We start from the raw sequence: 20,698 nt of genomic DNA, 5'->3' as shown, positions 1-20,698 counted from the left end.
AAGACGGACCAAATGGCGCGGGAGGCGATTCGCCTAGAACCCGAATTTCGCCCAAATCGCCCGCGTCTCGACCGCCGAGATCAGCTCGTCCGGCAGCCCGGCCATTGATTCCATGGCCGAAAGCTGCCCCGCGCCAGGCGATTTCCGCCCGAGCAGGCCGGAGAGCAGCCCGGTCGGCTGCGCGATCACAGGGGTGAGAACCTTCTCGCCGTAGCGGGCACGAAGAGTTGAGCGGAGATCGCCGACGCCATCGGCAAGCCCAAGCGCGATCGACGTCTCGCCGGCCCAGTACTCGCCCGTGAACAGCGTGTCGTCGGCACCCTTGAGCCTGTCGCCGCGGCTCGCCTTCACCAGCGCGATGAAGATCTGATGGATCTCGCGCTGAAGCGCCTTCAGCTTGGCCACGTCATCGGGATTTTCGGGCAGGAACGGATCGAGCATCGCCTTGTGCGCACCTGATGTGTAGAGGCGCCGCTCGATGCCGAGCCGCTTGATCGCCTCCTGGAAACCAAAACTGCCGCCGACCACGCCAATCGAGCCGAGGATCGAGGACGGATCGCAGAAGATCTCGTCGCCGGCGCACGCGATCATGTAGCCGCCGGAAGCCGCGACATCCTCGACGAACACGAGCACCGGCAGCTTCTTCTCCGCCGCGAGCTGCTTGATGCGCAGATAGATCTGGCGCGACTGTACCGGCGAGCCGCCGGGCGAATTGATCACCAGCGCCACCGCCTTGGCGTTCCGATACGAAAATGCCCGCTCCAGCACCCGCGCGACGCCTGCGAGCGTCATGCCCGGACGCAGCGGCGTCACGGCGCCGATGACGCCTGACAGCCGTACCACCGGCACCACCGCCGTGCCCGGTCGGAAGCGCGCCGGCAGGTATTGCAAGAGCTTGTCGGCCAGGCCGGAATTCTCGCGATCGTTCAATTGTTCGGCCATGCCGTTACTCCTGATTAACCAATTCTTATCACGCGACTGTCATTGAAAGTGCCTGGAACGTGTTTTGCAGAATCCGCGGCGGGAAGCTGCAATGAGGCAGCGGAGAAAACGACATGAAGATCTATCTGCTGTTGATGCTGATCGGCGCGCTCTTCACTGCGATTCGCTATACGTCCCCGCAGGAACAGCAGTCGGAATCGCTTCCCCAGTAAGCCGTCACGGCTCCGCCAGCGGCAAGACCGCTTTTCCCTCGAGAATATCCCTCACCTCTTTTTTGGGCAGATGTGACTCGTAATTGAGCATGAGGCCCGGCAGCAATCGCGTCGGCGCGCGGCCGCCCTTGACGGCACGTACCAGCACGCGGATCGCAGGCCGTGCCGCTTCGCCATGAACAGGCAGAATCGACAGGCTGCCAAAGCCGCGTGACAGCGCTGCCAAAACGTCTGCAATTCCGTCCGCGCGCCAGATCAGCGTCAGCACACCGTTCGGCCGGAGGATCCGCCGCGCTGAATGCACCCAGGCATGCAGCGTCTCCTCGGTTGCGACATGCGCGGTGTGACGCGCCCGATCCGGCGAGCCGCGATGCCTGATGGCATCGTTGAAGGGCGGGTTCATCAACACGCAAGCGGCGCTATCAGGCATGAGCCCATGCGCCGCAAACGGCTGCGCGTCATCAGTGACGTCGAGCACGATCACCTCGGCGGCAATCGCATTCGCGGCTGCATTGGCGCGTGCGAGCTCTGCCAATTCCGCATCGATCTCGACCAGGCAAAGATTGAGGCCGGCCACGCGGCGGGCCAGCGCCAGGCCGGCGGTGCCGACGCCCGCGCCGAAATCGACCACGCGATCCCCCTCACGGGCCGCCGTCGCGGCCGCGAGCAGGATGGCATCGTGCCCGGCGCGGTGGCCGGATCGCTTCTGCTTGAGGCGCAGTTGCCCGCCGAGAAAGGCGTCCTCGGTGAGATCTGTGACGACGTCAATCATCGCCGCGCAGTTCGTGGCTGAGCCCGGCCTCGGTCAGGAGTTGCCGGGCTTCGCTGGCGTCGTCCTCATGGACCAGGATTCGGCGCGGCAGGACGCCGAGCGAGCCCTCGATGATGCTCATGTTCTGGTCCAGCACCAGATGGTGGATGTTGGCGCCGTCGAGCAGCGCGCCGATCGCCGACACCAGCACGATATCATTGGTCCGAACCAGTTCACGCAAAACGAGCCTCCTGGGCTGAAAGGGGTTGAGCGGCAAATGTCAATGGTTCCACAGGCCTTGCCGCATCCCCGTCCAGTTTCTATTGTCTTTCCATCAGAATAGCCCCTCCGGGGCAAATATTGGAGACCGGCGTGGCCGTCATCGTACCTTTCGAAACCCCCGGCGCGTCGATCGAAGAGCTGGTTGCCCTTGTCGCCGGTGACATGGAGCGCGTCAACGCCACGATCCTCTCGCGGACCGGGTCAGACGTGACCATGATCCCGGAGGTCGCCAACCATCTGATCTCCTCGGGCGGCAAGCGGCTGCGGCCGATGCTGACACTCGCCATGGCCAACCTCGCCGGCTACACCGGCGACGGTCACATCAAGCTCGCTGCCTCGGTCGAGTTCATGCACACGGCCACGCTGCTCCACGACGACGTCGTCGACGAGAGCGAAATGCGCCGCGGCAAGCTCTCGGCACGCATGCTCTGGGGCAACGAGGCCAGCGTGCTGGTCGGCGACTTCCTGCTCGGACAAGCCTTCCGCATGATGGTCGAGGTCGGCTCGCTGCGCGCGCTCGACATCCTCTCCGCCGCCGCCGCCACCATCGCCGAGGGCGAGGTGATGCAGCTCGCCGCCGCCAAGAACACCGCCACCACCGAAGACGAATATCTCGCCGTGATCCGCGGCAAGACCGCCGAACTGTTCGCCGCGGCCTGCGAGGTCGGCCCTGTGATTGCCAACCGCCCGAAGGCGGAGCAGACCGCCTGCCGCTCCGTCGGCATGAATCTCGGCATCGCCTTCCAGCTCGTCGACGACGTGCTCGACTACGGCGGCAAGAGTGCAAAACTCGGCAAGAACACCGGCGACGATTTCCGCGAGGGCAAGATCACCCTTCCCGTCGTGCTCGCCTTCCGGCGTGGCAATGACACCGAACGCGCGTTCTGGATCAAGGCGCTGGAGCGCGGCGAAATCGGCGACAGCGATCTCGACCACGCCATCGGCCTGATGAACAAGCACCGCGCCCTCGAGGACACGCTCAGCCGCGCGCAGCACTACGGCGCCATGGCGGTCGATGCGCTGGCGCTGTTCCCGTCCTCGCCGATGAAGAGCGCGCTGGAGCAGGTGGTGGCGTTCTGCCTGGCACGATCGCATTAGGCTTTCGCGCTCAGGCGCGACTGCCGGGCAAACACTCTCCCGGGGTTCGCCGGGACGACGCCGTTGAGACAGGCACGACGGCATCAGCACCGTCATTGCGAGCGCAGCGACGCAATCCAGAATCCCACCACGGAAAGACTCTGGATTGCTTCGCTCCGCTCGCAATGACGGCGTATGTCGCGGCTCGCTCACGAGTGTGCATCTGAACGCAGCCACAGCTCTGATCACGGCAGCGGCTCTCGCCAGAGCAACAGCCTCACAGTCGCGGCCCCTTCAACCCGCAGCCGACCGCTGCCCAGCAGTAACTTGCTTTTTGCAAGCCACTCACCTACCTTTCCCTGATGCAACCCAAGTCCCCCTCGATCCTGGAATGCCCGGTCGGCCGTGCCGTGGAGACGGTTGGCGAGTGGTGGAGTATCTTGATCCTGCGGGACGCGTTTCAGGGTTCGACGCGGTTTGACGAGTTCGAGCGCAATCTCTCCATTGCGCCGAACATCCTGTCGCGGCGCCTGGCCCATCTCACCAAAGCAGGCATGTTCGTCCGCCGCCGCTATCACGAGCGGCCGCCACGTTACGAATATGTGCTGACGGACAAGGCGCGGGATTTCTTCCCCGTCATCGCCACGCTGCTCGCCTGGGGCAACAAGCATCTCGCGCCGAAGGGCGAATCCATCCTGCTGGCGAACCGGGACGATCGTCGGCCGCTCGATCCGATCGTGGTCGACGCCGCCGACAGGCAACCGATCACGCTCGCCAATTCGGTGGTGATCGCAGGGCCCCACGCAAGCCGCCTGATGCGGCGTCGGCTCACCTCGCTGAAAGCCATGAACCCGGCGGTCGCGCCGGCTGGAGACTGACATGCGTCGTATCGTCGTCACGGGAATGGGCGCGGTGTCGCCGCTCGGCTGTGGTGTGGAGACATCCTGGCGCCGGCTGCTTGCCGGACAGAGCGGACTGCGTCCGCTGCCCCAATGGTCGGAGGCGCTGCCGGCCCGCATTGCCGGACTCGTGCCCGACAAGGCCCAGGATGCGGTCGGCGGCTTCGACGCAGCGCAGGCCGCCGCGCCGAAAGATCAGCGCAAGATGGACCGCTTCATCCTGTTCGCATTGCTCGCCACCGCAGAAGCGGTCGCCCAGGCTCAATGGACGCCACAGGATGCGTCATCGCTGCAGCGGACCGCGACGGTCATCGGTTCCGGTGTCGGTGGCTTTCCGGCCATGGCGGAGGCCGTGCGCATCACCGAGCAGCGCGGCCCGCGTCGGCTGTCGCCGTTCACGATTCCCTCGTTCCTCGCCAACCTCGCGGCTGGCCATGTCTCGATCAAATACGGCTACAAGGGCGCGCTGGGCACGCCTGTTACGGCGTGTGCCGCCGGCGTGCAGGCAATCGGCGATGCCGCGCGCATGATCCGATCAGGCGAAGCCGATGTCGCGATCTGCGGCGGCGCGGAAGCCTGCATCGATATCGTCAGTCTCGGCGGCTTCGCGGCGGCACGTGCGCTGTCCAGCGCGTTCAACGACACCCCCGCTCGCGCCTCGCGCCCGTTCGATCGCGATCGCGATGGCTTTGTCATGGGCGAAGGCGCCGGCATTCTGGTGATCGAGGAGCTGGAACATGCGCTTGCGCGCGGCGCCACGCCGATCGCGGAGATCGTCGGATATGGCACCACCGCGGACGCCTATCACATGACGTCGGGCCCACCTGATGGCGACGGTGCCCGCCGCGCCATGGAGATCGCACTGCGCCAGGCGCAGCTCGCACCTTCCGATTTGCAGCACCTCAACGCGCATGCGACCTCGACGCCGGCCGGCGATGAGAGCGAACTCGGCGCCATCGCTGCGCTGTTCGGCCGCAACCGCAGCATCGCTGTCAGCGCGACCAAATCGGCCACCGGCCATCTGCTCGGCGCGGCCGGCGGGCTCGAGGCGATCTTTACCGTGCTGGCCTTGCGCGACCAGATCGCGCCGCCGACGCTCAATTTCGAGAACCCGGATCCCGGCGCGGACGGTATCGACATCGTGGCAGGCAGCGCGCGGCCGACGCCGATGCAGCATGCGATCTCGAACGGATTCGGCTTCGGCGGGGTGAACGCCAGCGCGATCTTCCGCCGCATAGGCTAGCGGGCAGGCTTGCAATCACGCTGGCCATTGCTACGACAGCAGGATGAGCGATACGAACTTCTGGCTATTCCTGGGCGCCGCCCTCATCATTGCCGCCATTCCCGGGCCCGGCATCTTCTACGTCGCGGCGCGAGCCTTGTCGCAGGGGCGCGCCAGCGGGTTTGCCTCGACAGCCGGCACCGCGCTGGGCGGACTGGTTCATGTCGTCGCCGGCAGCCTCGGCATCTCCGCCATCATCCTGGCCAGCGCCGAGCTGTTTGCCGCCGTCAAATTCGTCGGCGCGCTCTATCTGGTCTGGCTCGGCATCAAGACCTTTCGCAGCGGCGGCCGAGTGCTGCCGCTCGCGAGCGAGCCCGTCGGCGACACCAGGGCGTTCCGCGACGGCATGCTGGTCGAGGCGCTGAACCCGAAGACCGCGGCGTTCTTTCTTGCTTTCATTCCGCAATTCCTGGATCCCGCGGGAGCGAGTCCCACGCTGCAATTCATCATGCTCGGCGCCATCTCGGTGACGCTGAACACGCTCGCCGATATCATCGTGGTGCTCATGGCATCGGCGACCCGCACGCAATTGATCGGACGGCCGCTTCTGATGCGCCGTCTCACCCAAGGCTCCGGCGTCTTCATTGCAGGCCTTGGCCTGTCTCTTGCGCTGGCGCGGAGGCCGGCGAATGGCTGACACCCCGCAAAGCCGCTTCTACGAGTCCCACGGCCTGCGCTTGCATTATGCCGACTGGGGCAATGTGGAGGCACCGCCGCTGATCCTGATCCATGGCGGCCGCGATCATTGCCGGAGCTGGGACGCCATTGCCCGCTCGCTGCAGCCGAATTTTCATGTGATCGCGCCCGACCTGCGCGGCCACGGCGATTCCGACTGGACCAAAGGCGGCAGCTACGCGCTGACCGAGTATGTTTACGATCTCGCCCAGCTCGTCCGCAGCATCGCGGCACCCCAGGTGACGCTCATCGGCCATTCGATGGGCGGCATGGTGAGCCTGATCTTCTCTGGATCATTCCCCGAACTGGTCTCGAAGCTCGTCGTGCTCGACGGTGTGACGATGCTGCCGGATTCACCCAAGCCGCCGGCGCATGAACGCATCGGCAGATGGGTCGGCCAGCTCGACAGACTGCACGACCGCACACCGCGCCGCTATGCGACGCTCGACGACGCGGCCGCGCAGATGGTCTTGCACAACAAGCGCCTCAGCCGCGACCTCGCGCTTCACCTCGCAACGCACGGCGCGCGGCAGAACGAGGACGGCACCTATAGCTGGAAGTTCGACCCCTACCAGCGCGCCTCGGCGCCGCACCGGCTCTGGCCGGACGACCATGTCGCATTGTGGTCGCGCATCGCCTGCCCGACGCTGCTGCTCAAAGCCGGCGAAAGCTTTCTCGCCGGCGCAAAGGTGGCTGGCCTGGAGCAATATTTCCAGCGGGCCCGCATCGCAACCGTCGCGGGTGCCGGACACTGGCTGCAGCATGACAAGCCGGAGGAGGTGCTGGGCGAGATCAGGCGGTTTCTCGGGCTTTCGGAGGACAGCGGCGCCTAGCTCAGCGTCCCCGCATGCACCCACCAGCCGGGGTGGTCGCGCCGAATCTTCTCGGCGGCGGCCTGTGCATCACCGGGCACGCCATAAATCGCGAAGCATGTCGCGCCGGAGCCGGACATGCGCGCGAGCTTGACGCCAGTGGAGTCGCGCAGAGCTTCGAGCACCGCCCCGATCACGGGTTCGATCCGCAGCGCAGGGGCTTCGAGATCATTGGCGACGGTTTCGAGAACATCGACCCAATCGGCGATCGATCCGCCGGCCTCCGGCCACGCCGGAGCTTCAAGCACATCGGTCACGCCGACCAGCAATTCGCCGTTGCGCAGGCCCAACTCCTTGAACACGTCCTTGGTCGCGACCGGCACGCGTGGATTGACCATCACGCACGGCATGCTCGGCAGCGCCAGCGGCAGCAATTGCTCGCCGACGCCGGTCATGTCGCAGGCCCGCGAGAGCAGGCACACCGGCACGTCGGCGCCGGTCGCAAGCGCGACCTTCTGGAGCCTGGGATCATCGAGCGGCAGATCGTTGAGGCGCGCCAGCAGGCGCAGCGCCGCTGCAGCGTCGGCCGAACCGCCACCGATGCCGGCCGCAACCGGCAACACCTTGTCGAGCGCGAAAGCGCCGAGCTTCAAGTTCGGCACGGCATCGGCCAGCAGCTTGGCTGCCTTGAACACGAGATTGTCGGATGTCTCGCCGCAGGCTGCCGCGAGCGGTCCCGTGGTGGCAAGCCTGAGCTCACCGCCCGGATCCAGCGTGAGCCGGTCGGCACAGTCGGCAAACGCGACCACGCTTTCGAGATCATGATAGCCGTCGGCGCGACGGCCGACTACGCGAAGGCTCAGATTGACCTTCGCGCGCCCTTCTTCCACCAACGCCGGCATCGGCGATACGCCCCCAGTTACGCGTCCAATGACTTTGATCAACCGCCCTTGCCGTCGTCTTTCTTCTTCTCCGCCTGCGCGGCCGAAGAGTTCGACGTGTCATCGGTCATGCCATTGGCGATCTTGGCCTCGATCTTCGGCAGCTCCTCCGGCTCCGGCTTGAGATCGCGGGCATGTGCCCACTGGAATTTGGCCTCGAGCGTGCGGCCGACGCGCCAATAGGCATCGCCGAGATGGTCGTTGATGGTGGGATCCTCGGGCTTCAGGTCGATGGCGCGCTCGAGGTTCTTCACGGCCTCTTCGTAGTTGCCGATGCGGTAATAGGCCCAGCCGAGAGAGTCGACGATGTAGCCGTCGTCGGGACGCTGCTCGACGGCACGCTTGATCATCTTCATGCCTTCGTCGAGATTCACCCCCTGGTCGATCCAGGAATAGCCGAGATAATTCAGGACATGCGGCTGGTCGGGTTGGAGCTCGAGCGCCTTCTTCATGTCGGCTTCGGCCTTGCCCCACTCCTTGGAGCGCTCCTCGCAAATGCCGCGGTAGTAATACCAGACGCTGTTGGCCTTGTCGTTGCCGGCAGGCAGCACGTCGATGCCTTGCGAATAGGTCGCCCCGCAGTCGCCGAACTTCTTGCGGCCGCGTTCGAGATTGCCAAGCGCCATGATGGCTTCGAGGTCCTTGGAATCCTCTGATATCACACCCTTGAGGATCTTGATCGCCTCGTCGGTTCGGTCAGCGGAATCCAGGTCGATGGCGAGCTGGATCTGCGCATTGCGCTTCAAGGGCGAGCTCGACGGCACGCGCTCATAGATCTTGATCGCCATCTGCGGCCGCTTCACCGATTCATAGAGGTCGGCGAGCGAGAGCAGGGCCAGCGGATGCGTCGGCTGGAGGTAGAGCGCGAGCTGGAGATAGACCAGCGCCAGATCTTCGCCGCCGCGGCGGGTCAGGGTGGCGCCGATGCCGTACAGCGCCTCGGCCGCACCGGCCTGCGCGGAATCGACCAGCGGCGGCAGCTTCTTGCCGGCCTTGGTCTCGCGCAGACCCTCCACGATCAGCGGATGACGGGCGAGCTTCTTGTCGAAGGCCTCATAGACGGCGGTCGCCGAGGCCGCGTCCTTGTTGCGCGAGAGCCAGCGCGCATAAGCTTCGCTGACGCGCAGCATGGAATCGTCGAGCTTGTAGGCGCGCTCGAAACGGACGCCTGCGTCCTTCTCCTTGCCGGCGTTCTCCAGGATCATGCCCGCGTGCAGGTCCTTGAACAGCGGATACCATTCCGGACCCGCCAGCTTGTCGATGGACGCAACTGCGCCCTTGGCATCGCCCGCGCCATAGGCGGCCCAGCCGGACAGCAGGGTCGCGACGAGATCGGTGATCGGCCCGCGAATCGACTGGTTGATGTTGCTCTGCGCGCTCGGATATTTCTTCAGCTTCAAATCGTGCACGCCGACCACGAGGCGCGCGACGCGATTGGTCTTGTCGATGGTGAGGATGCGCTCGGCAAGCTTGACCGCTTCCTCGATGTCGCCATCGTCGACCGAGGAGATGAAGGCGCGGTCGAGCAGCTCGTTGTTCTTGGGATCGGACCGCAGCGCGGAGCGATAGAAGGCGGCTGCGGAGGCCGCGTCGCGCTCGACGCTGGCGTGGCGGGCGGCGAGATAGCTGCCGGCCGTGGTGAGCGACTTCAGATCGTTTCGGCTCGGAAACTGTGCCGCCGTGTCGGCCGGATGATCCGGCGTCTGCGCCAGCACCGCGCCTGGGACCGCCAAGATCGCGGAACCCGCAAGGGCGATGGCAGCAGCAGTCCAGCGGTTGAAACGATTTGAAAACATCAGGGCTCGCCTTGAGTTGGTAGTGCCTGGGTTTGAAGCAAAAGGCCGTCTCGCGCGCACGCGGCCGGCGACACGGGACCCGGAACCGTCGGGTCCGGACAATGCCGCTTTTGGCGCTTCACCGCAAGGATTCGGACCGGGCGATCCCCTCCGCACGCCCCGAATCGGTCAAGTCACCGTTCCAAGTGACGCTCAAGAGAGCCCCAAGACGCCGCTACTATGGCCTTATCGTGGCCGGGGGTCCCCGTGATGCTCCCGTTCTCACGCGAACGTGCGCTACACCACCCTTCGGACCTGTTTGGCCGCTGGGCGCGTCCTTACATCGCCTCGTAGTTCGGTCCGCCGCCGCCCTCCGGAGGGACCCAGGTGATGTTGCCGTTGGGGTCCTTCACGTCGCAGGTTTTGCAGTGGACGCAGTTCTGCGCGTTGATCTGGTAGCGCAGGCTCCCGCCTTCCTCGACCCACTCATAGACTCCGGCCGGGCAATAGCGATTCGACGGACCGGCGAACACATCATGCTCGGAGGTCTTCTGCAGGTTCATGTCCGTCACCTTCAGATGGACCGGCTGATCCTCCTCATGGTTGGTGTTGGACAGGAACACCGACGACAGCTTGTCGAAGGAAATCTTTCCGTCGGGCTTCGGATAGATCTTGGGCGCGTGCTGCTTGGCGGGATCGAGCGTCGAGCGGTCGGGCTTCGCATGCGATTGCGTGCCGAACAGCGAGGTGCCGAACAGCGTGTTGAACCACATGTCGAAACCGCCGAGCGCAACGCCGAGCACGGTGCCGAACTTCGACCACAGCGGCTTGACGTTGCGGACCAGGAACAGGTCCCTGCCGACCGACGAGGAACGCCAGGCGTTCTCGTAATCGATGATCTCGTCATTGGCGCGATCAGCCGCGAGCGCGGCTGCGACATGCTCGGCAGCCAACATGCCGGTGCCCATCGCATTGTGCACGCCCTTGATGCGCGGCACGTTGACGAAGCCGGCCGCGCAGCCAACCAGCGCGCCGCCGGGGAAGGTCAGCTTCGGCACCGACTGATAACCGCCTTCGGTGATGGCACGCGCGCCGTAGGCGAGGCGCTTGGCGCCTTCGAAGGTACCGCGGATCGACGGGTGCGTCTTGAAGCGCTGGAACTCGTCGAACGGCGACAGATACGGATCATCGTAGTTCAGATGCACGACGAAGCCGACGGCGACCAGATTGTCGTCGTAGTGATAGAGGAACGAACCGCCGCCGGTCTTCAGGTCGAGCGGCCAGCCGAACGAATGCTGGATCAAGCCCTTCTGATGCTTGGCTGGATCGATCTGCCAGACTTCCTTGAGGCCAATGCCGAACTTCGGCGGCTCGCTCTTGGCATCGAGCGCGAACTTGGCGATCAGTTGCTTGCTCAGGCTGCCGCGCGCGCCTTCGGCAAACAGCGTGTACTTGCCGAGCAGTTCCATGCCGCGGGTGAAGGAGTCCTTTGGCTTGCCGTCGCGGCCGATACCCATGTCGCCGGTCGCGATGCCCTTCACCGCGCCCTTTTCGTCATAAAGCACTTCGGCGGCGGCAAAGCCCGGATAGATCTCGACACCGAGCGCCTCGGCCTTGCGCGCCAGCCAGCGGCAGACATTACCGAGCGAGCCGATATAGCAATGATGGTTGTTCATGAGCGGCGGCATCATGAAATTCGGCAGCTTGATCGCACCGCCGCCCGTCATCCAATAGAAGCGATCGTCCTTGACCTGCGTCTTCAGCGGGCAATCCGCATCTTCGCGCCAGTCCGGGATCAGCTTGTCGAGCCCGGCCGGATCGATCACGGCGCCGGAGAGAATGTGTGCACCGACCTCGGAGCCCTTCTCCACCACGACGACGTTGAGATCGGCATTGATCTGCTTCAGCCGGATCGCCGCGGCCAGGCCCGAGGGGCCGGCGCCGACGATGACGACGTCGAATTCCATGGATTCGCGCGGGGGAAGTTCTTCGGTGCTCATCTGATCTCAGCCCTTGAGACGGTTCCTTGTCATTTGCGCCCCCTTGTTTCCGATTTTTCCGGGTAGGACAACCACGGAAATGCGTTCCGCTGGGATGCAAGGCGTCCTAAGATGAACTAATAGTCTGACTTTCCCAATGATCCCCGAGCCCGCACCCACCGTTCGAGAGCTTCTTGCCTTCTATCTGGAGGCCGGCGTCGACTGTGCGCTCGCAGAGCAGCCCATCGACCGCCTGGCGGAATTAGATGCCCCGCCGCCTGCTGCTCGCGCTGCGCCGGCCGAGCCTCCGCGGCCTGTCGCCGCGCCTGCGGTGATGCGCGGCGAGGCCGCACCGGCGCCTGACGTCGCGATCTCCGCCGCGCGCGAGGCTGCCCGCACCGCGCCGACCCTCGAGGCGCTGCGCGAGCTGATGCAGCACTTCGAGGGCTGCGCGCTCAAGCACACGGCGACGCGGCTGGTGTTCGCCGACGGCAATCCGCAAGCGCGCATCATGTTCGTCGGCGAGGCACCGGGCCGGGACGAGGACATCGAGGGACTGCCCTTCGTCGGGCGCAGCGGCAAACTGCTCGATTTGATGATCGGCGCCATAGGCCTCAACCGCAGCACGGCCTACATCAGCAATGTCATCCCCTGGCGGCCGCCCGGCAACCGCACGCCGACGCCGCAGGAGACGCAAATCTGCCTGCCCTTCATCCAGCGTCATATCGAGCTCGTGAATCCCGACGTGCTGGTGACGCTCGGCAATCCCTCGACGCAGACATTGCTGTCGACGCGCGAAGGCATCATGCGAACGCGCGGGCGCTGGTTCGAGTACGAGACGGGCACACGCGCCATCCGTGCGCTGCCGACGTTCCATCCTGCCTATCTCTTGCGGTCACCGTCGTACAAGCGGCTGGCCTGGCAGGATCTGCGGGCAATCGCGAAGGCGCTGGCGGGCTAGCAAGCGCTCGTACTCACGTCGCCTTCGGCCGCACAATGGCCCAGCCGATGCGCAACAACTGCTGGCGTCCGTTGACAAGCCATTCGAAAGCCCGCGGCACTTCGGGCACGATGCCGGGGAAGCGCGCGAGGATGTCGGGCGGCGGGGTGCCGGCGGTATCGGACGCGCGCCAGACCACGACGCCGCCACTCTCGCTGAACTTTGCCTGTGACATCCACGGCGTACGCGCAGGATCAGCATCGATGAAGAGATGCGGCCGGCCGGAATGCAGCGTGATCAGGCTTGCAAGCTGCGTCTCGCCGGCGACCGCGCGCAGGCGATGGTTGGTCCGGCGGGCAAAGCTGTCGTCGAAGAAGTCGGAGATCGCACGGGCCGGCATCGAGGTCGCGATCTCGCCGGTGCCGCTCCAGGGCAGGAACAGCACGGCCAGCACGACGCCGACAGCCGGTGCCACGACGGCCGCCGCCCACACCGTGCGCAGCATACGAGCGCGGCGCATCGCGATGAGATCGCCTGATACCACGACCGTCGCGAGACCCGACATGATCAACACGATACCGGCGCCGCCGACGACGGCATCGAGGCCGAACAGGCCTGCGGCCAGGACGCCGCCGAGCGCGGGCGCCAGCGCAAAGAAATAGACGAAGTTGCGGGCCAGCGGCTCGACAGGCGGCCGGTAGATGATAGGCGCGTCCTCGCACTTGCCGGCGAACAGGGGGGTGTTGAGGAAGGTCAGCACCGGAACTGCGATGGCGCCGAGCACGAGGCCGCCAAGCAGCCAGGCGGCATGGATCGCACGGGCGCCGATGTCGGCCACTTGCGGCAAGGCTGGCAACGCAAGGGTCTCGGCGCGCGTCAGCCAGACCGCATAGGGTAGCGCCAGCACGGCGACGACGATGACGGCAAACAGCGGGTCGAGCGCGCGCAAGGTCCTGCGGCCGCCGGCGGTCGAGAGTGCGAACACGACGAGCAACGCGAGCAGGAAGATCGCGGCCGGCGTGGTCAGGAGCAGCAGGCCGGCCTCGATCGACCAGGCGAACCAGGCATTGCCGCGGCGCTGGCCGATGATCTGCCAGGAATGCAGCAGCAGCAGCGTCCACAACGGCCGGGCCAGCACCAAAGGTCCGAAGTCGAGCGCCGACGAGGAAAAGGCCAGCAGCGTCATGGTCAGAAGGACGACGAGCACCGCCTGCTGGCTGCCGACGACGGCGCGTGCGAGGTGGTAGAGCGTGATGAAGGTCGCGATCTCGCAGATCTCGGCCAGGACGTAGACGCCGAACATATGGCCCCCCGCGGCCCGGTAGGCGATGTCGGCGAGCCAGATTGATAGCGGCGGCCCCAGATCGGTGCCGACCTGGTATTCCCTGCCGAAGGCCAGCAGGGTCGCGAGGCTGCCCGGCGGGCTGCGATAGAACAGCAGCGCCACCAGCAACCACATCGCAGCTTGAAGCAGCACGGCAATCCAGACGATCAGCCGCGGCCGGGCGCGAATGAGCTCGATGACCAGGGAGGTAAACCGCATGCAACGCCCGCAAGATGCAGCCAACCCGTCCAGCCGGCCCCTATTCACTCACACCTGTTTTGATAAAGGGCGACACGCGTCGTGGCAACGACCGTCTCGTCTAGAGGCCCGCGGAAGCATCGATTTCAACTGTCGTCTCGACCTGCACCTCGATCGCGGTGAGATCGAACAGTTCCCGCTCGGGCACGACTGTCCAGGGCATGTGCTTGGCGCGTGCGGCGGCGACCGGGGCGAAGAAGCTGCGGTGGTGAACGGTCGGTCCGAGGCGGTTCAGCGCGTCGAGATGGTCGGGGACCCCATAGCCCTTGTGCTGCTCGAACCCATAGCCGGGGCAATCCTGCGCCAGCGCACACATCAGCCGGTCACGCGTCACCTTGGCGACGATGGAGGCGGCTGCAATCGAGAGTACGATCCCATCGCCGCCGATCACGGCCTGGCAGTCGCAAGGCGTGTCGAGCCGGTCGCGGCCATCGACGAAGACGTGCTTCGGCGCCTCTGGTAGAGCGACCACGGCGCGCTTCAGCGCCCAGAGCGAGGCACGCAGGATGTTGTCGCGGTCGATGCGCGCGGGCGAAGCGACGGCGACCGAGACTTGCGCGGTGGCGCAGATCTTGTCGAACAGCTTTTCGCGCTCTTCCACAGTCAATCGCTTGGAATCGTCGATGCCGCGCGGGATGCGGTCGGGATCGAGAATCACCGCGGCCGCCACCACGGGGCCGGCGAGCGGCCCGCGGCCGGCCTCGTCGCAGCCCGCGATCGGCCAGACGCCGCGCTTGATCAGCGCGCGCTCGCGGCGGAAGCTGGCTTTGGCAGGCGGCGCCTTGGCCGCCTTTTGGGCCACCTCGCTCTGCGGCGCATCTTTGGCCGGCGTCTTACTGGACTTGTCCCGAATCATGGCCGGGATCGTGCGGAAGCCGGCCCGCCCGCGCAACCGGGAACCCCAGACAATTCCCGTTATTCAGATGAACCGCCCTACTCCGTCAGATGCACGCGCCTGTCGTCGCCGACCTCGATGCCGGGCGCCACGACGACCTCCCAGGGATGGCCATCGGGATCGGCAAAATAGCCGGAATAGCCGCCATAATCGGTCTCGTGCGCAGCCTTCAGCAAGACCGCGCCCGTCCGAAGCGCAAACGACAGCACGGCATCGACCTCCTCGCGCGAGGCGCAGTTCCAGGCGAGCGTGACGCCGCGGAACGTCGTCGGCCTTGGCTGGTCCGGCAGTCTGGCGTCGTCGGCGAGCTGGCTCCACGGAAACAGGCCGAGCACCGGGCCGCCGGTGTCGAAGAACGCCACGGCCTCTCCCGTTACCTTCAGCCGGCGCGAAAAACCGAGCGCAGCGTAGAAGGCGATGCTGGCGCGGATGTCACGCACACCCAGCGTGATCACCGTCAGCCGCGGCACGGGAGCCGGCAGTTCCTTGCTCATCACACACCTCGCTCGTCCCGCTCAGAACAGGCTGAGCTGCTCGCCGTTCAGCTTCGGCCGCGCAAAATGATCCGTGGTCAGCTTCGAGCGGCGCTTGTTGAGCCCGAGCCGGTCGCAGGCGATCTCGAAGCGGCGGCCGATGGTCCACGCCATCGGGCCGGTCCCCTTCATGCGCTCGCCCCATTTCGAATCGTAGTCGCGGCCGCCGCGCATGTCGCGGATCAACGTGAAGACGTGGCGATAGCGGTCCGGATAATTCGCCATCAGCCATTCGCGGAAGAGATCGCGCACCTCGAGCGGCAACCGCAGCAGCACGTAGGAGGCTTCCTTGACGCCGGCATGCGTGGCGGCATCGAGAATGCGCTCGATCTCGGAATCGTTCAGCGCGGGGATCACGGGCGCGACCATCACGGTGGTGGGAATGCCGGCCTCCGAAAGCTGCTTCAGCGCCTCCAGCCGCTTCGGCGGCGTCGAGGCCCTTGGCTCCATGGTGCGCGCCAACTTCGGATCGAGCGAGGTCACCGAGATCGCGACCTTGGCGAGGTTGCGCTTGGCCATGCGGGCGAGAATGTCGATGTCGCGCACCACCAGCGCGGATTTGGTGACGATGCCGACGGGATGGCCGGTGCGCTCGAGCACTTCGAGAATGCCGCGCATGATTTTGCGCTCGCGCTCGATCGGCTGATACGGATCGGTGTTGGTGCCGATCGCGATCATCCGCGGCTCGTAGCCTGGGGCCGCGAGCTCCTTCTCGAGCAGAACCGGCGCCTCGGGCTTGGCAAACAACTTCGACTCGAAGTCGAGCCCCGCCGACAGGCCGAGATAGGCATGCGTCGGCCGCGCGAAGCAATAGACGCAGCCGTGCTCGCAGCCACGGTAGGGATTGATCGAGCGATCGAAGCCGATGTCGGGAGAATCGTTGCGGGTGATCACCTTGCGCGAGGTGTCCACCGCGACCGTGGTCTTGAACGGCGGCAACTCTTCCAGGCTCTGCCAGCCATCGTCGAAGGCGACGCGGGCCTCGGCCTCATAGCGGCCGCTGGCGTTGGACTGCGCGCCCCGCCCGCGCCTGCGCACGCGATCGATGGCGACGCCAAGCTCGGGGAAATCAGAAGGCGCACCCGCCGGCTCGGAGGGCGCCGTGACCGGCGGGTGCTTGAGAGCAGAAGACGATGCTGGACTCATGCGATCAGGATAGCACGCCAAAAGAACAAATCAAGAACAAGAATCGAAAACGCGAAAACAACCCCATGCACAGTAGCGCTGCCCAAAGTTCGGGCGCGCGCCTTTGACCTCACGCAACACCGCGTGACCTCGCTCCGGTTCTCTGCAGGAGAAGGATCGATCTCGCCGGAACCCGGTTGGTGACGATCCCCTGGTGAAGGTCGGCAGGATCATGACATCTCAGCGACAACAGGCTGCTGCAAGCAGCGACCTCGATCTCCTTGATCGCTACTGGCGCGCGGCGAACTATCTCTCTGTGGGGCAAATCTATCTTCTGGACAATCCGCTGCTGCGCGAGCCGCTGGTGCCTGCCCACATCAAGCCGCGCCTGCTCGGCCATTGGGGCACGACGCCGGGGCTGAATTTCATCTACGCCCACCTCAACCGCGTCATCCGCGCGCTGGACCTCGACATGATCTATGTCTGCGGTCCCGGCCATGGCGGCCCGGGCATGGTGGCCAACACTTATCTCGAAGGCAGCTACAGCGAGATCTATCCTGATATCGGGCGCGATGCGGAGGGATTGCGGAAACTTTTCAGGCAGTTCTCCTTCCCCGGCGGCATTCCGAGCCACGCGGCACCGGAAACGCCAGGCTCGATTCACGAAGGCGGCGAGCTCGGCTATGCGCTGGTGCACGCTTATGGCGCGGCGTTCGACAATCCTGATCTGATCGTGGCCTGCGTCGTCGGCGACGGCGAGGCCGAGACCGGCCCGCTCGCCGCGTCCTGGCATTCGAACAAGTTCCTCAATCCAGCGCATGACGGCGCGGTGCTGCCGATCCTCCACCTCAACGGCTACAAGATCGCCAACCCGACCGTGCTCGGCCGGATGCCCGACAGCGAGATCCGCGAGCTCTTCCGTGGGCTCGGCCACGAGCCGCTGTTCGTCGAGGGCCACGATCCCAAGCTGATGCACCCGGCCATGGCAGATGCGCTCGACCTTGCGCTCGCCAGCATCCGCTCGATCCAGCAGCACGCCCGAGACGGCCGCAAGACCATCGAGCTACCGCGCTGGCCGATGATCGTGCTGCGGAGCCCGAAGGGCTGGACCGGCCCGAAGGAAGTCGACGGCAAGAAAGTCGAAGGCTTCTGGCGCGCCCATCAGGTGCCCGTGGCGAACTGCCGCGAAAATCCAGCGCATCTGAAGATTCTCGACGACTGGATGCGCAGCTACGAGCCGGACAAGCTGTTCGACAAGAGCGGCGCGCTCGTTGCCGAGCTTCAGGCGCTCGCACCCGAAGGCAACAGGCGCATGGGCGCCAATCCGCACGCCAATGGCGGGCTCCTCAAGAAGGAGCTGAAGCTGCCGGACTTCCGAGAGTTTGCAATCGAGGTGCCGAAGCCCGGCGGGGTCACGGCGGAAGCGACGCGCGAGCTCGGCAAGTTCTTGCGCGACGTCATCCGCCTCAACGCGGGGGAACGCAATTTCCGCATCATGGGCCCGGACGAGACCGCCTCAAACCGGCTCGATGCCGTGTTCGACGCGACCGAACGCGTCTGGATGGAGCCGACCGTGCCTTACGACGTCCATCTCGCGCAGGACGGCCGCGTCATGGAGGTGTTGAGCGAGCATCTCTGCCAGGGCTGGCTCGAGGGCTATCTCCTCACCGGCAGGCACGGCTTCTTCTCGTGCTACGAGGCCTTCATCCACATCGTGGATTCCATGTTCAACCAGCACGCCAAATGGCTGAAGGTGACGCGGCACCTGCCGTGGCGGCGGCCGATCGCCTCGCTGAATTATCTCCTGACGTCCCACGTCTGGCGCCAGGACCATAACGGCTTCAGCCACCAGGACCCTGGCTTTGTCGACCTCGTTGCCAACAAGAAGGCCGATATCGTCCGCATCTACCTCCCGCCTGACGCCAACACGCTACTGTGGATCGCCGATCACTGCCTGCGCACCTACAACCGCATCAACGTCATCGTCGCCGGCAAGCAACCGGCGCCGCAATGGCTGTCGATGCAGGAGGCCGCAACGCATTGCGATGCCGGCATCGGCATCTGGGCATGGGCCGGCACCGAGGACGCGAACGGCGAGCCCGACGTGGTGATGGCCTGCGCCGGCGACGTGCCCACGCTGGAGACGCTCGCAGCCGTCGACCTGCTGCGCAACGCGCTGCCGGATCTCAGGATCCGCGTCGTCAACGTCGTCGACCTCATGACGCTGCAACCGAACGAGCAGCATCCGCATGGCCTGAGCGATCGCGACTTCGACAGCCTGTTCACGAAGGACAAACCGGTCATCTTCGCCTATCACGGCTATCCCTACCTCATCCACCGTCTCACCTACAGCCGCACCAACCATGCCGGCATGCATGTGCGCGGCTTTGCCGAGGAAGGCACCACGACGACGCCGTTCGACATGGTCGTGCTCAATGGACTCGACCGCTACCACCTCGCGATCGAGGCGATCGAACGCGTGCCTGATCTGGTCACCAGAGCCGCGCATGTGAAGCAGCAATTTCGTGACAGACTGATCGAGCATTCGCGCTACGTCCGCATGCACGGCGAGGACATGCCGGAGATCCAAACATGGATCTGGCAGAACAGTTCCGGCGGCACCACACCGGCCGAAGCCGGCGATTGACCGCCATGTCCGATCTGGTCCTCGTCTTCAACGCCGGCTCGTCGAGCATCAAGTTCGGCCTGTTCGAGATTGTGCGATGCGAGCCCTCACTGCTTTGCAAGGGCCTGCTCGATGAGCATGAAACCAGGCCGCGACTGGTTGCGACGAGCCCAACGGGCGAGAGGCTGTTCGAGAAGCAACGGACGGCATCGGATAATGACGGTAGCCATCTGTTCGCGGATGTGCTCGCCTTCATCGAGGACCGTTTCGGCGAAGGTTGCTTGCGGGCCTTGGGTCACCGCATCGTCCATGGTGGTCCGGACTATTCGGGCCCCGTGACGCTGACCGACGACGTCTTTGCCAGGCTGGACGCGCTCACGCCGCTTGCGCCGCTCCATCAGCCGCGTTGCCTTGCACCGGTCCGCGCCATCAGGGCGACCCGCCCCTCCCTGATGCAGATCGCCTGTTTCGACACCGCCTTCCATCACGGCCTGACGCCGCCCGCGAGGCGCTTCGCGATTCCGAAGCGCTATGAGGCGCGCGGGCTGCGACGCTACGGCTTTCATGGGCTCTCCTTCGAATATGTCGCGGGCCGGCTCGCCGAAATCGCGCCGGAGCTTGCCGCCAAGCGCGTCGTCATTGCCCATCTCGGCAATGGCGCAAGCCTCTGCGCACTCCACGGAGGCCGCAGCCTCGATACCACGATGAGCTTGACGCCGCTCGACGGCCTGGTGATGGGCACCCGCTGCGGCACGATCGATCCCGGCGTGCTGCTCTATCTGCTGCAGCACGAAAAGATGTCGGACGAGGATTTGCAGCACCTGCTCTACCACGAGTCAGGCCTGCTCGGCGTCTCCGGTCTCTCCGCGGACATGCGCACGCTGCTCGCAAGCAGCGAGTCCGGAGCACGGGAAGCCGTCGATCTCTTCACCTTCCGTGCGGCGCAAGAGATTGCGGTGATGGCGAACACGCTCGGCGGACTGGACGGTCTCGTCTTCACCGGCGGCATCGGCGAGCACGCCAAGGAGATCCGCAGCGCGATCGGGAGGCGGCTTGGTTGGCTGGGTGTGTGCATCGATGATGCGGCGAATGATGAGGGGCGCGAACGCATCAGCGGTGACGATAGCGCTGTCGAAGTGTTTGTCATTCCAACGAACGAGGAACTGACGATCGCGCGGCATTGCGTGGCGATGGTGCGAACCGAAGCCCAAGGCATGAAGGAATGATCGATCCGGTTACCCTTCTCCCCTTGTGGGAGAAGGTGGCGCGAAGCGCCGGATGAGGGGTATCTCTCCGCGATCACACATGCAAGTGAATGCGCGGAGAGAGACCCCTCACCCCAGTGAACCCGCATCTGCCGCCGGTGCTGC

The 20,698-nt window shown here is 65.3% G+C and carries 18 protein-coding genes; 8 read left to right on the top strand and 10 right to left on the bottom strand.

Annotated features, from left to right (window positions below; translation table 11 throughout):
- Positions 1 to 33: 33 nt before the first annotated feature.
- From BM222_RS06455 to BM222_RS06445, 3 genes are all read right to left on the bottom strand, one after another.
- Entirely contained in the window at positions 34 to 942 is a 909-nt protein-coding gene (locus BM222_RS06455; RefSeq protein WP_092227452.1) for a S49 family peptidase, read from the bottom strand.
- A 216-nt stretch (positions 943 to 1,158) separates the two neighbouring features.
- Positions 1,159 to 1,926 carry a tRNA1(Val) (adenine(37)-N6)-methyltransferase gene (locus tag BM222_RS06450; protein ID WP_092227451.1) on the bottom strand — a complete coding sequence of 256 codons (768 nt, stop codon included), beginning with the start codon at positions 1,924 to 1,926 and terminating at the stop codon, positions 1,159 to 1,161.
- Complete coding sequence (locus tag BM222_RS06445; RefSeq protein WP_092227450.1) at positions 1,919 to 2,146, bottom strand: putative signal transducing protein; 228 nt, start codon at positions 2,144 to 2,146, stop codon at positions 1,919 to 1,921. The genes BM222_RS06450 and BM222_RS06445 overlap by 8 nt, the downstream gene beginning before the upstream one ends.
- Positions 2,147 to 2,277: 131 nt before the next feature.
- On the opposite strand from BM222_RS06445, the gene BM222_RS06440 reads away from it, so the two are divergent.
- The 5 genes from BM222_RS06440 to BM222_RS06420 all read left to right on the top strand — a co-directional run bounded on the left by BM222_RS06440 (position 2,278) and on the right by BM222_RS06420 (position 6,953).
- Entirely contained in the window at positions 2,278 to 3,285 is a 1,008-nt protein-coding gene (locus BM222_RS06440) for a polyprenyl synthetase family protein (protein WP_028175606.1), read from the top strand.
- Positions 3,286 to 3,626: 341 nt separating this feature from the next.
- Entirely contained in the window at positions 3,627 to 4,142 is a 516-nt protein-coding gene (locus BM222_RS06435) for a winged helix-turn-helix transcriptional regulator (RefSeq protein ID WP_092227449.1), read from the top strand.
- 1 nt (position 4,143) lies between these two features.
- On the top strand, positions 4,144 to 5,406 hold the full coding sequence (fabF, locus tag BM222_RS06430) for a beta-ketoacyl-ACP synthase II (protein ID WP_092227448.1): 1,263 nt from the start codon (positions 4,144 to 4,146) through the stop codon (positions 5,404 to 5,406).
- 43 nt (positions 5,407 to 5,449) lie between these two features.
- Positions 5,450 to 6,082: a LysE family translocator gene (locus BM222_RS06425; RefSeq protein ID WP_092227447.1), complete on the top strand. Its 633-nt coding sequence runs from the start codon at positions 5,450 to 5,452 to the stop codon at positions 6,080 to 6,082.
- Positions 6,075 to 6,953, top strand: coding sequence for an alpha/beta fold hydrolase (locus tag BM222_RS06420; protein WP_092227446.1), 879 nt, complete (start codon positions 6,075 to 6,077; stop codon positions 6,951 to 6,953). Before BM222_RS06425 ends, BM222_RS06420 begins: the two co-directional genes overlap by 8 nt.
- On the opposite strand, the gene BM222_RS06415 is transcribed toward BM222_RS06420, so the two are convergent.
- The 3 genes from BM222_RS06415 to BM222_RS06405 form a co-directional block, all read right to left on the bottom strand.
- Entirely contained in the window at positions 6,950 to 7,834 is an 885-nt protein-coding gene (locus BM222_RS06415) for a 4-(cytidine 5'-diphospho)-2-C-methyl-D-erythritol kinase (RefSeq protein ID WP_092227445.1), read from the bottom strand. The two genes, BM222_RS06420 and BM222_RS06415, sit on opposite strands and share 4 nt — an antisense overlap.
- Positions 7,835 to 7,872: 38 nt before the next feature.
- Positions 7,873 to 9,669, bottom strand: coding sequence for a tetratricopeptide repeat protein (locus BM222_RS06410; RefSeq protein WP_092227444.1), 1,797 nt, complete (start codon positions 9,667 to 9,669; stop codon positions 7,873 to 7,875).
- A gap of 317 nt (positions 9,670 to 9,986) precedes the next feature.
- Entirely contained in the window at positions 9,987 to 11,648 is a 1,662-nt protein-coding gene (locus BM222_RS06405) for an electron transfer flavoprotein-ubiquinone oxidoreductase (protein ID WP_092227443.1), read from the bottom strand.
- A gap of 136 nt (positions 11,649 to 11,784) precedes the next feature.
- Here BM222_RS06405 and BM222_RS06400 point away from each other — a divergent pair, with 136 nt between their 5' ends.
- Positions 11,785 to 12,588 carry a uracil-DNA glycosylase gene (locus BM222_RS06400; RefSeq protein ID WP_092227442.1) on the top strand — a complete coding sequence of 268 codons (804 nt, stop codon included), beginning with the start codon at positions 11,785 to 11,787 and terminating at the stop codon, positions 12,586 to 12,588.
- 13 nt (positions 12,589 to 12,601) lie between these two features.
- Here BM222_RS06400 and BM222_RS06395 read toward each other — a convergent pair whose 3' ends face one another.
- The 4 genes from BM222_RS06395 to BM222_RS06380 form a co-directional block, all read right to left on the bottom strand.
- Positions 12,602 to 14,110 (bottom strand): glycosyltransferase family 39 protein, encoded by a 1,509-nt coding sequence (locus tag BM222_RS06395; RefSeq protein WP_092227441.1) that lies wholly within the window; start codon positions 14,108 to 14,110, stop codon positions 12,602 to 12,604.
- A gap of 100 nt (positions 14,111 to 14,210) precedes the next feature.
- Positions 14,211 to 15,005, bottom strand: a complete 795-nt coding sequence (gene rnhB / locus BM222_RS06390; RefSeq protein ID WP_092227743.1) for a ribonuclease HII — start codon at positions 15,003 to 15,005, stop codon at positions 14,211 to 14,213.
- A gap of 77 nt (positions 15,006 to 15,082) precedes the next feature.
- Complete coding sequence (locus BM222_RS06385; RefSeq protein WP_092227440.1) at positions 15,083 to 15,538, bottom strand: VOC family protein; 456 nt, start codon at positions 15,536 to 15,538, stop codon at positions 15,083 to 15,085.
- Positions 15,539 to 15,559: 21 nt separating this feature from the next.
- Positions 15,560 to 16,723 (bottom strand): PA0069 family radical SAM protein, encoded by a 1,164-nt coding sequence (locus BM222_RS06380; protein WP_092227439.1) that lies wholly within the window; start codon positions 16,721 to 16,723, stop codon positions 15,560 to 15,562.
- A 211-nt stretch (positions 16,724 to 16,934) separates the two neighbouring features.
- On the opposite strand from BM222_RS06380, the gene BM222_RS06375 reads away from it, so the two are divergent.
- The gene (locus BM222_RS06375) at positions 16,935 to 19,349 is read left to right on the top strand and encodes a phosphoketolase family protein (protein ID WP_177243040.1); all 2,415 of its coding nucleotides are present in this window, start codon (positions 16,935 to 16,937) and stop codon (positions 19,347 to 19,349) included.
- Between the two features lie 5 nt (positions 19,350 to 19,354).
- The gene (locus BM222_RS06370) at positions 19,355 to 20,554 is read left to right on the top strand and encodes an acetate/propionate family kinase (RefSeq protein ID WP_092227437.1); all 1,200 of its coding nucleotides are present in this window, start codon (positions 19,355 to 19,357) and stop codon (positions 20,552 to 20,554) included.
- Positions 20,555 to 20,698 lie beyond the last annotated feature (144 nt).

Source organism: Bradyrhizobium sp. Gha (assembly GCF_900113735.1).
Taxonomy (GTDB): Bacteria; Pseudomonadota; Alphaproteobacteria; order Rhizobiales; family Xanthobacteraceae; genus Bradyrhizobium.
Note: the sequence above shows the minus strand (reverse complement) of the source record. Positions and strands in the feature narration are given on the sequence as shown.

What these genes read in the sequence shown, in the direction of transcription:
- BM222_RS06455 (WP_092227452.1), bottom strand. Translation starts at nt 942, where the DNA reads ATGGCCGAACAATTGAACGATCGCGAGAATTCCGGCCTGGCCGACAAG.
- BM222_RS06450 (WP_092227451.1), bottom strand. Translation starts at nt 1,926, where the DNA reads ATGATTGACGTCGTCACAGATCTCACCGAGGACGCCTTTCTCGGCGGG.
- BM222_RS06435 (WP_092227449.1), top strand. Translation starts at nt 3,627, where the DNA reads ATGCAACCCAAGTCCCCCTCGATCCTGGAATGCCCGGTCGGCCGTGCC.
- fabF (WP_092227448.1), top strand. Translation starts at nt 4,144, where the DNA reads ATGCGTCGTATCGTCGTCACGGGAATGGGCGCGGTGTCGCCGCTCGGC.
- BM222_RS06425 (WP_092227447.1), top strand. Translation starts at nt 5,450, where the DNA reads ATGAGCGATACGAACTTCTGGCTATTCCTGGGCGCCGCCCTCATCATT.
- BM222_RS06420 (WP_092227446.1), top strand. Translation starts at nt 6,075, where the DNA reads ATGGCTGACACCCCGCAAAGCCGCTTCTACGAGTCCCACGGCCTGCGC.
- BM222_RS06415 (WP_092227445.1), bottom strand. Translation starts at nt 7,834, where the DNA reads ATGCCGGCGTTGGTGGAAGAAGGGCGCGCGAAGGTCAATCTGAGCCTT.
- BM222_RS06410 (WP_092227444.1), bottom strand. Translation starts at nt 9,669, where the DNA reads ATGTTTTCAAATCGTTTCAACCGCTGGACTGCTGCTGCCATCGCCCTT.
- BM222_RS06405 (WP_092227443.1), bottom strand. Translation starts at nt 11,648, where the DNA reads ATGAGCACCGAAGAACTTCCCCCGCGCGAATCCATGGAATTCGACGTC.
- BM222_RS06400 (WP_092227442.1), top strand. Translation starts at nt 11,785, where the DNA reads ATGATCCCCGAGCCCGCACCCACCGTTCGAGAGCTTCTTGCCTTCTAT.
- BM222_RS06395 (WP_092227441.1), bottom strand. Translation starts at nt 14,110, where the DNA reads ATGCGGTTTACCTCCCTGGTCATCGAGCTCATTCGCGCCCGGCCGCGG.
- rnhB (WP_092227743.1), bottom strand. Translation starts at nt 15,005, where the DNA reads ATGATTCGGGACAAGTCCAGTAAGACGCCGGCCAAAGATGCGCCGCAG.
- BM222_RS06385 (WP_092227440.1), bottom strand. Translation starts at nt 15,538, where the DNA reads ATGAGCAAGGAACTGCCGGCTCCCGTGCCGCGGCTGACGGTGATCACG.
- BM222_RS06380 (WP_092227439.1), bottom strand. Translation starts at nt 16,723, where the DNA reads ATGAGTCCAGCATCGTCTTCTGCTCTCAAGCACCCGCCGGTCACGGCG.
- BM222_RS06375 (WP_177243040.1), top strand. Translation starts at nt 16,935, where the DNA reads ATGACATCTCAGCGACAACAGGCTGCTGCAAGCAGCGACCTCGATCTC.
- BM222_RS06370 (WP_092227437.1), top strand. Translation starts at nt 19,355, where the DNA reads ATGTCCGATCTGGTCCTCGTCTTCAACGCCGGCTCGTCGAGCATCAAG.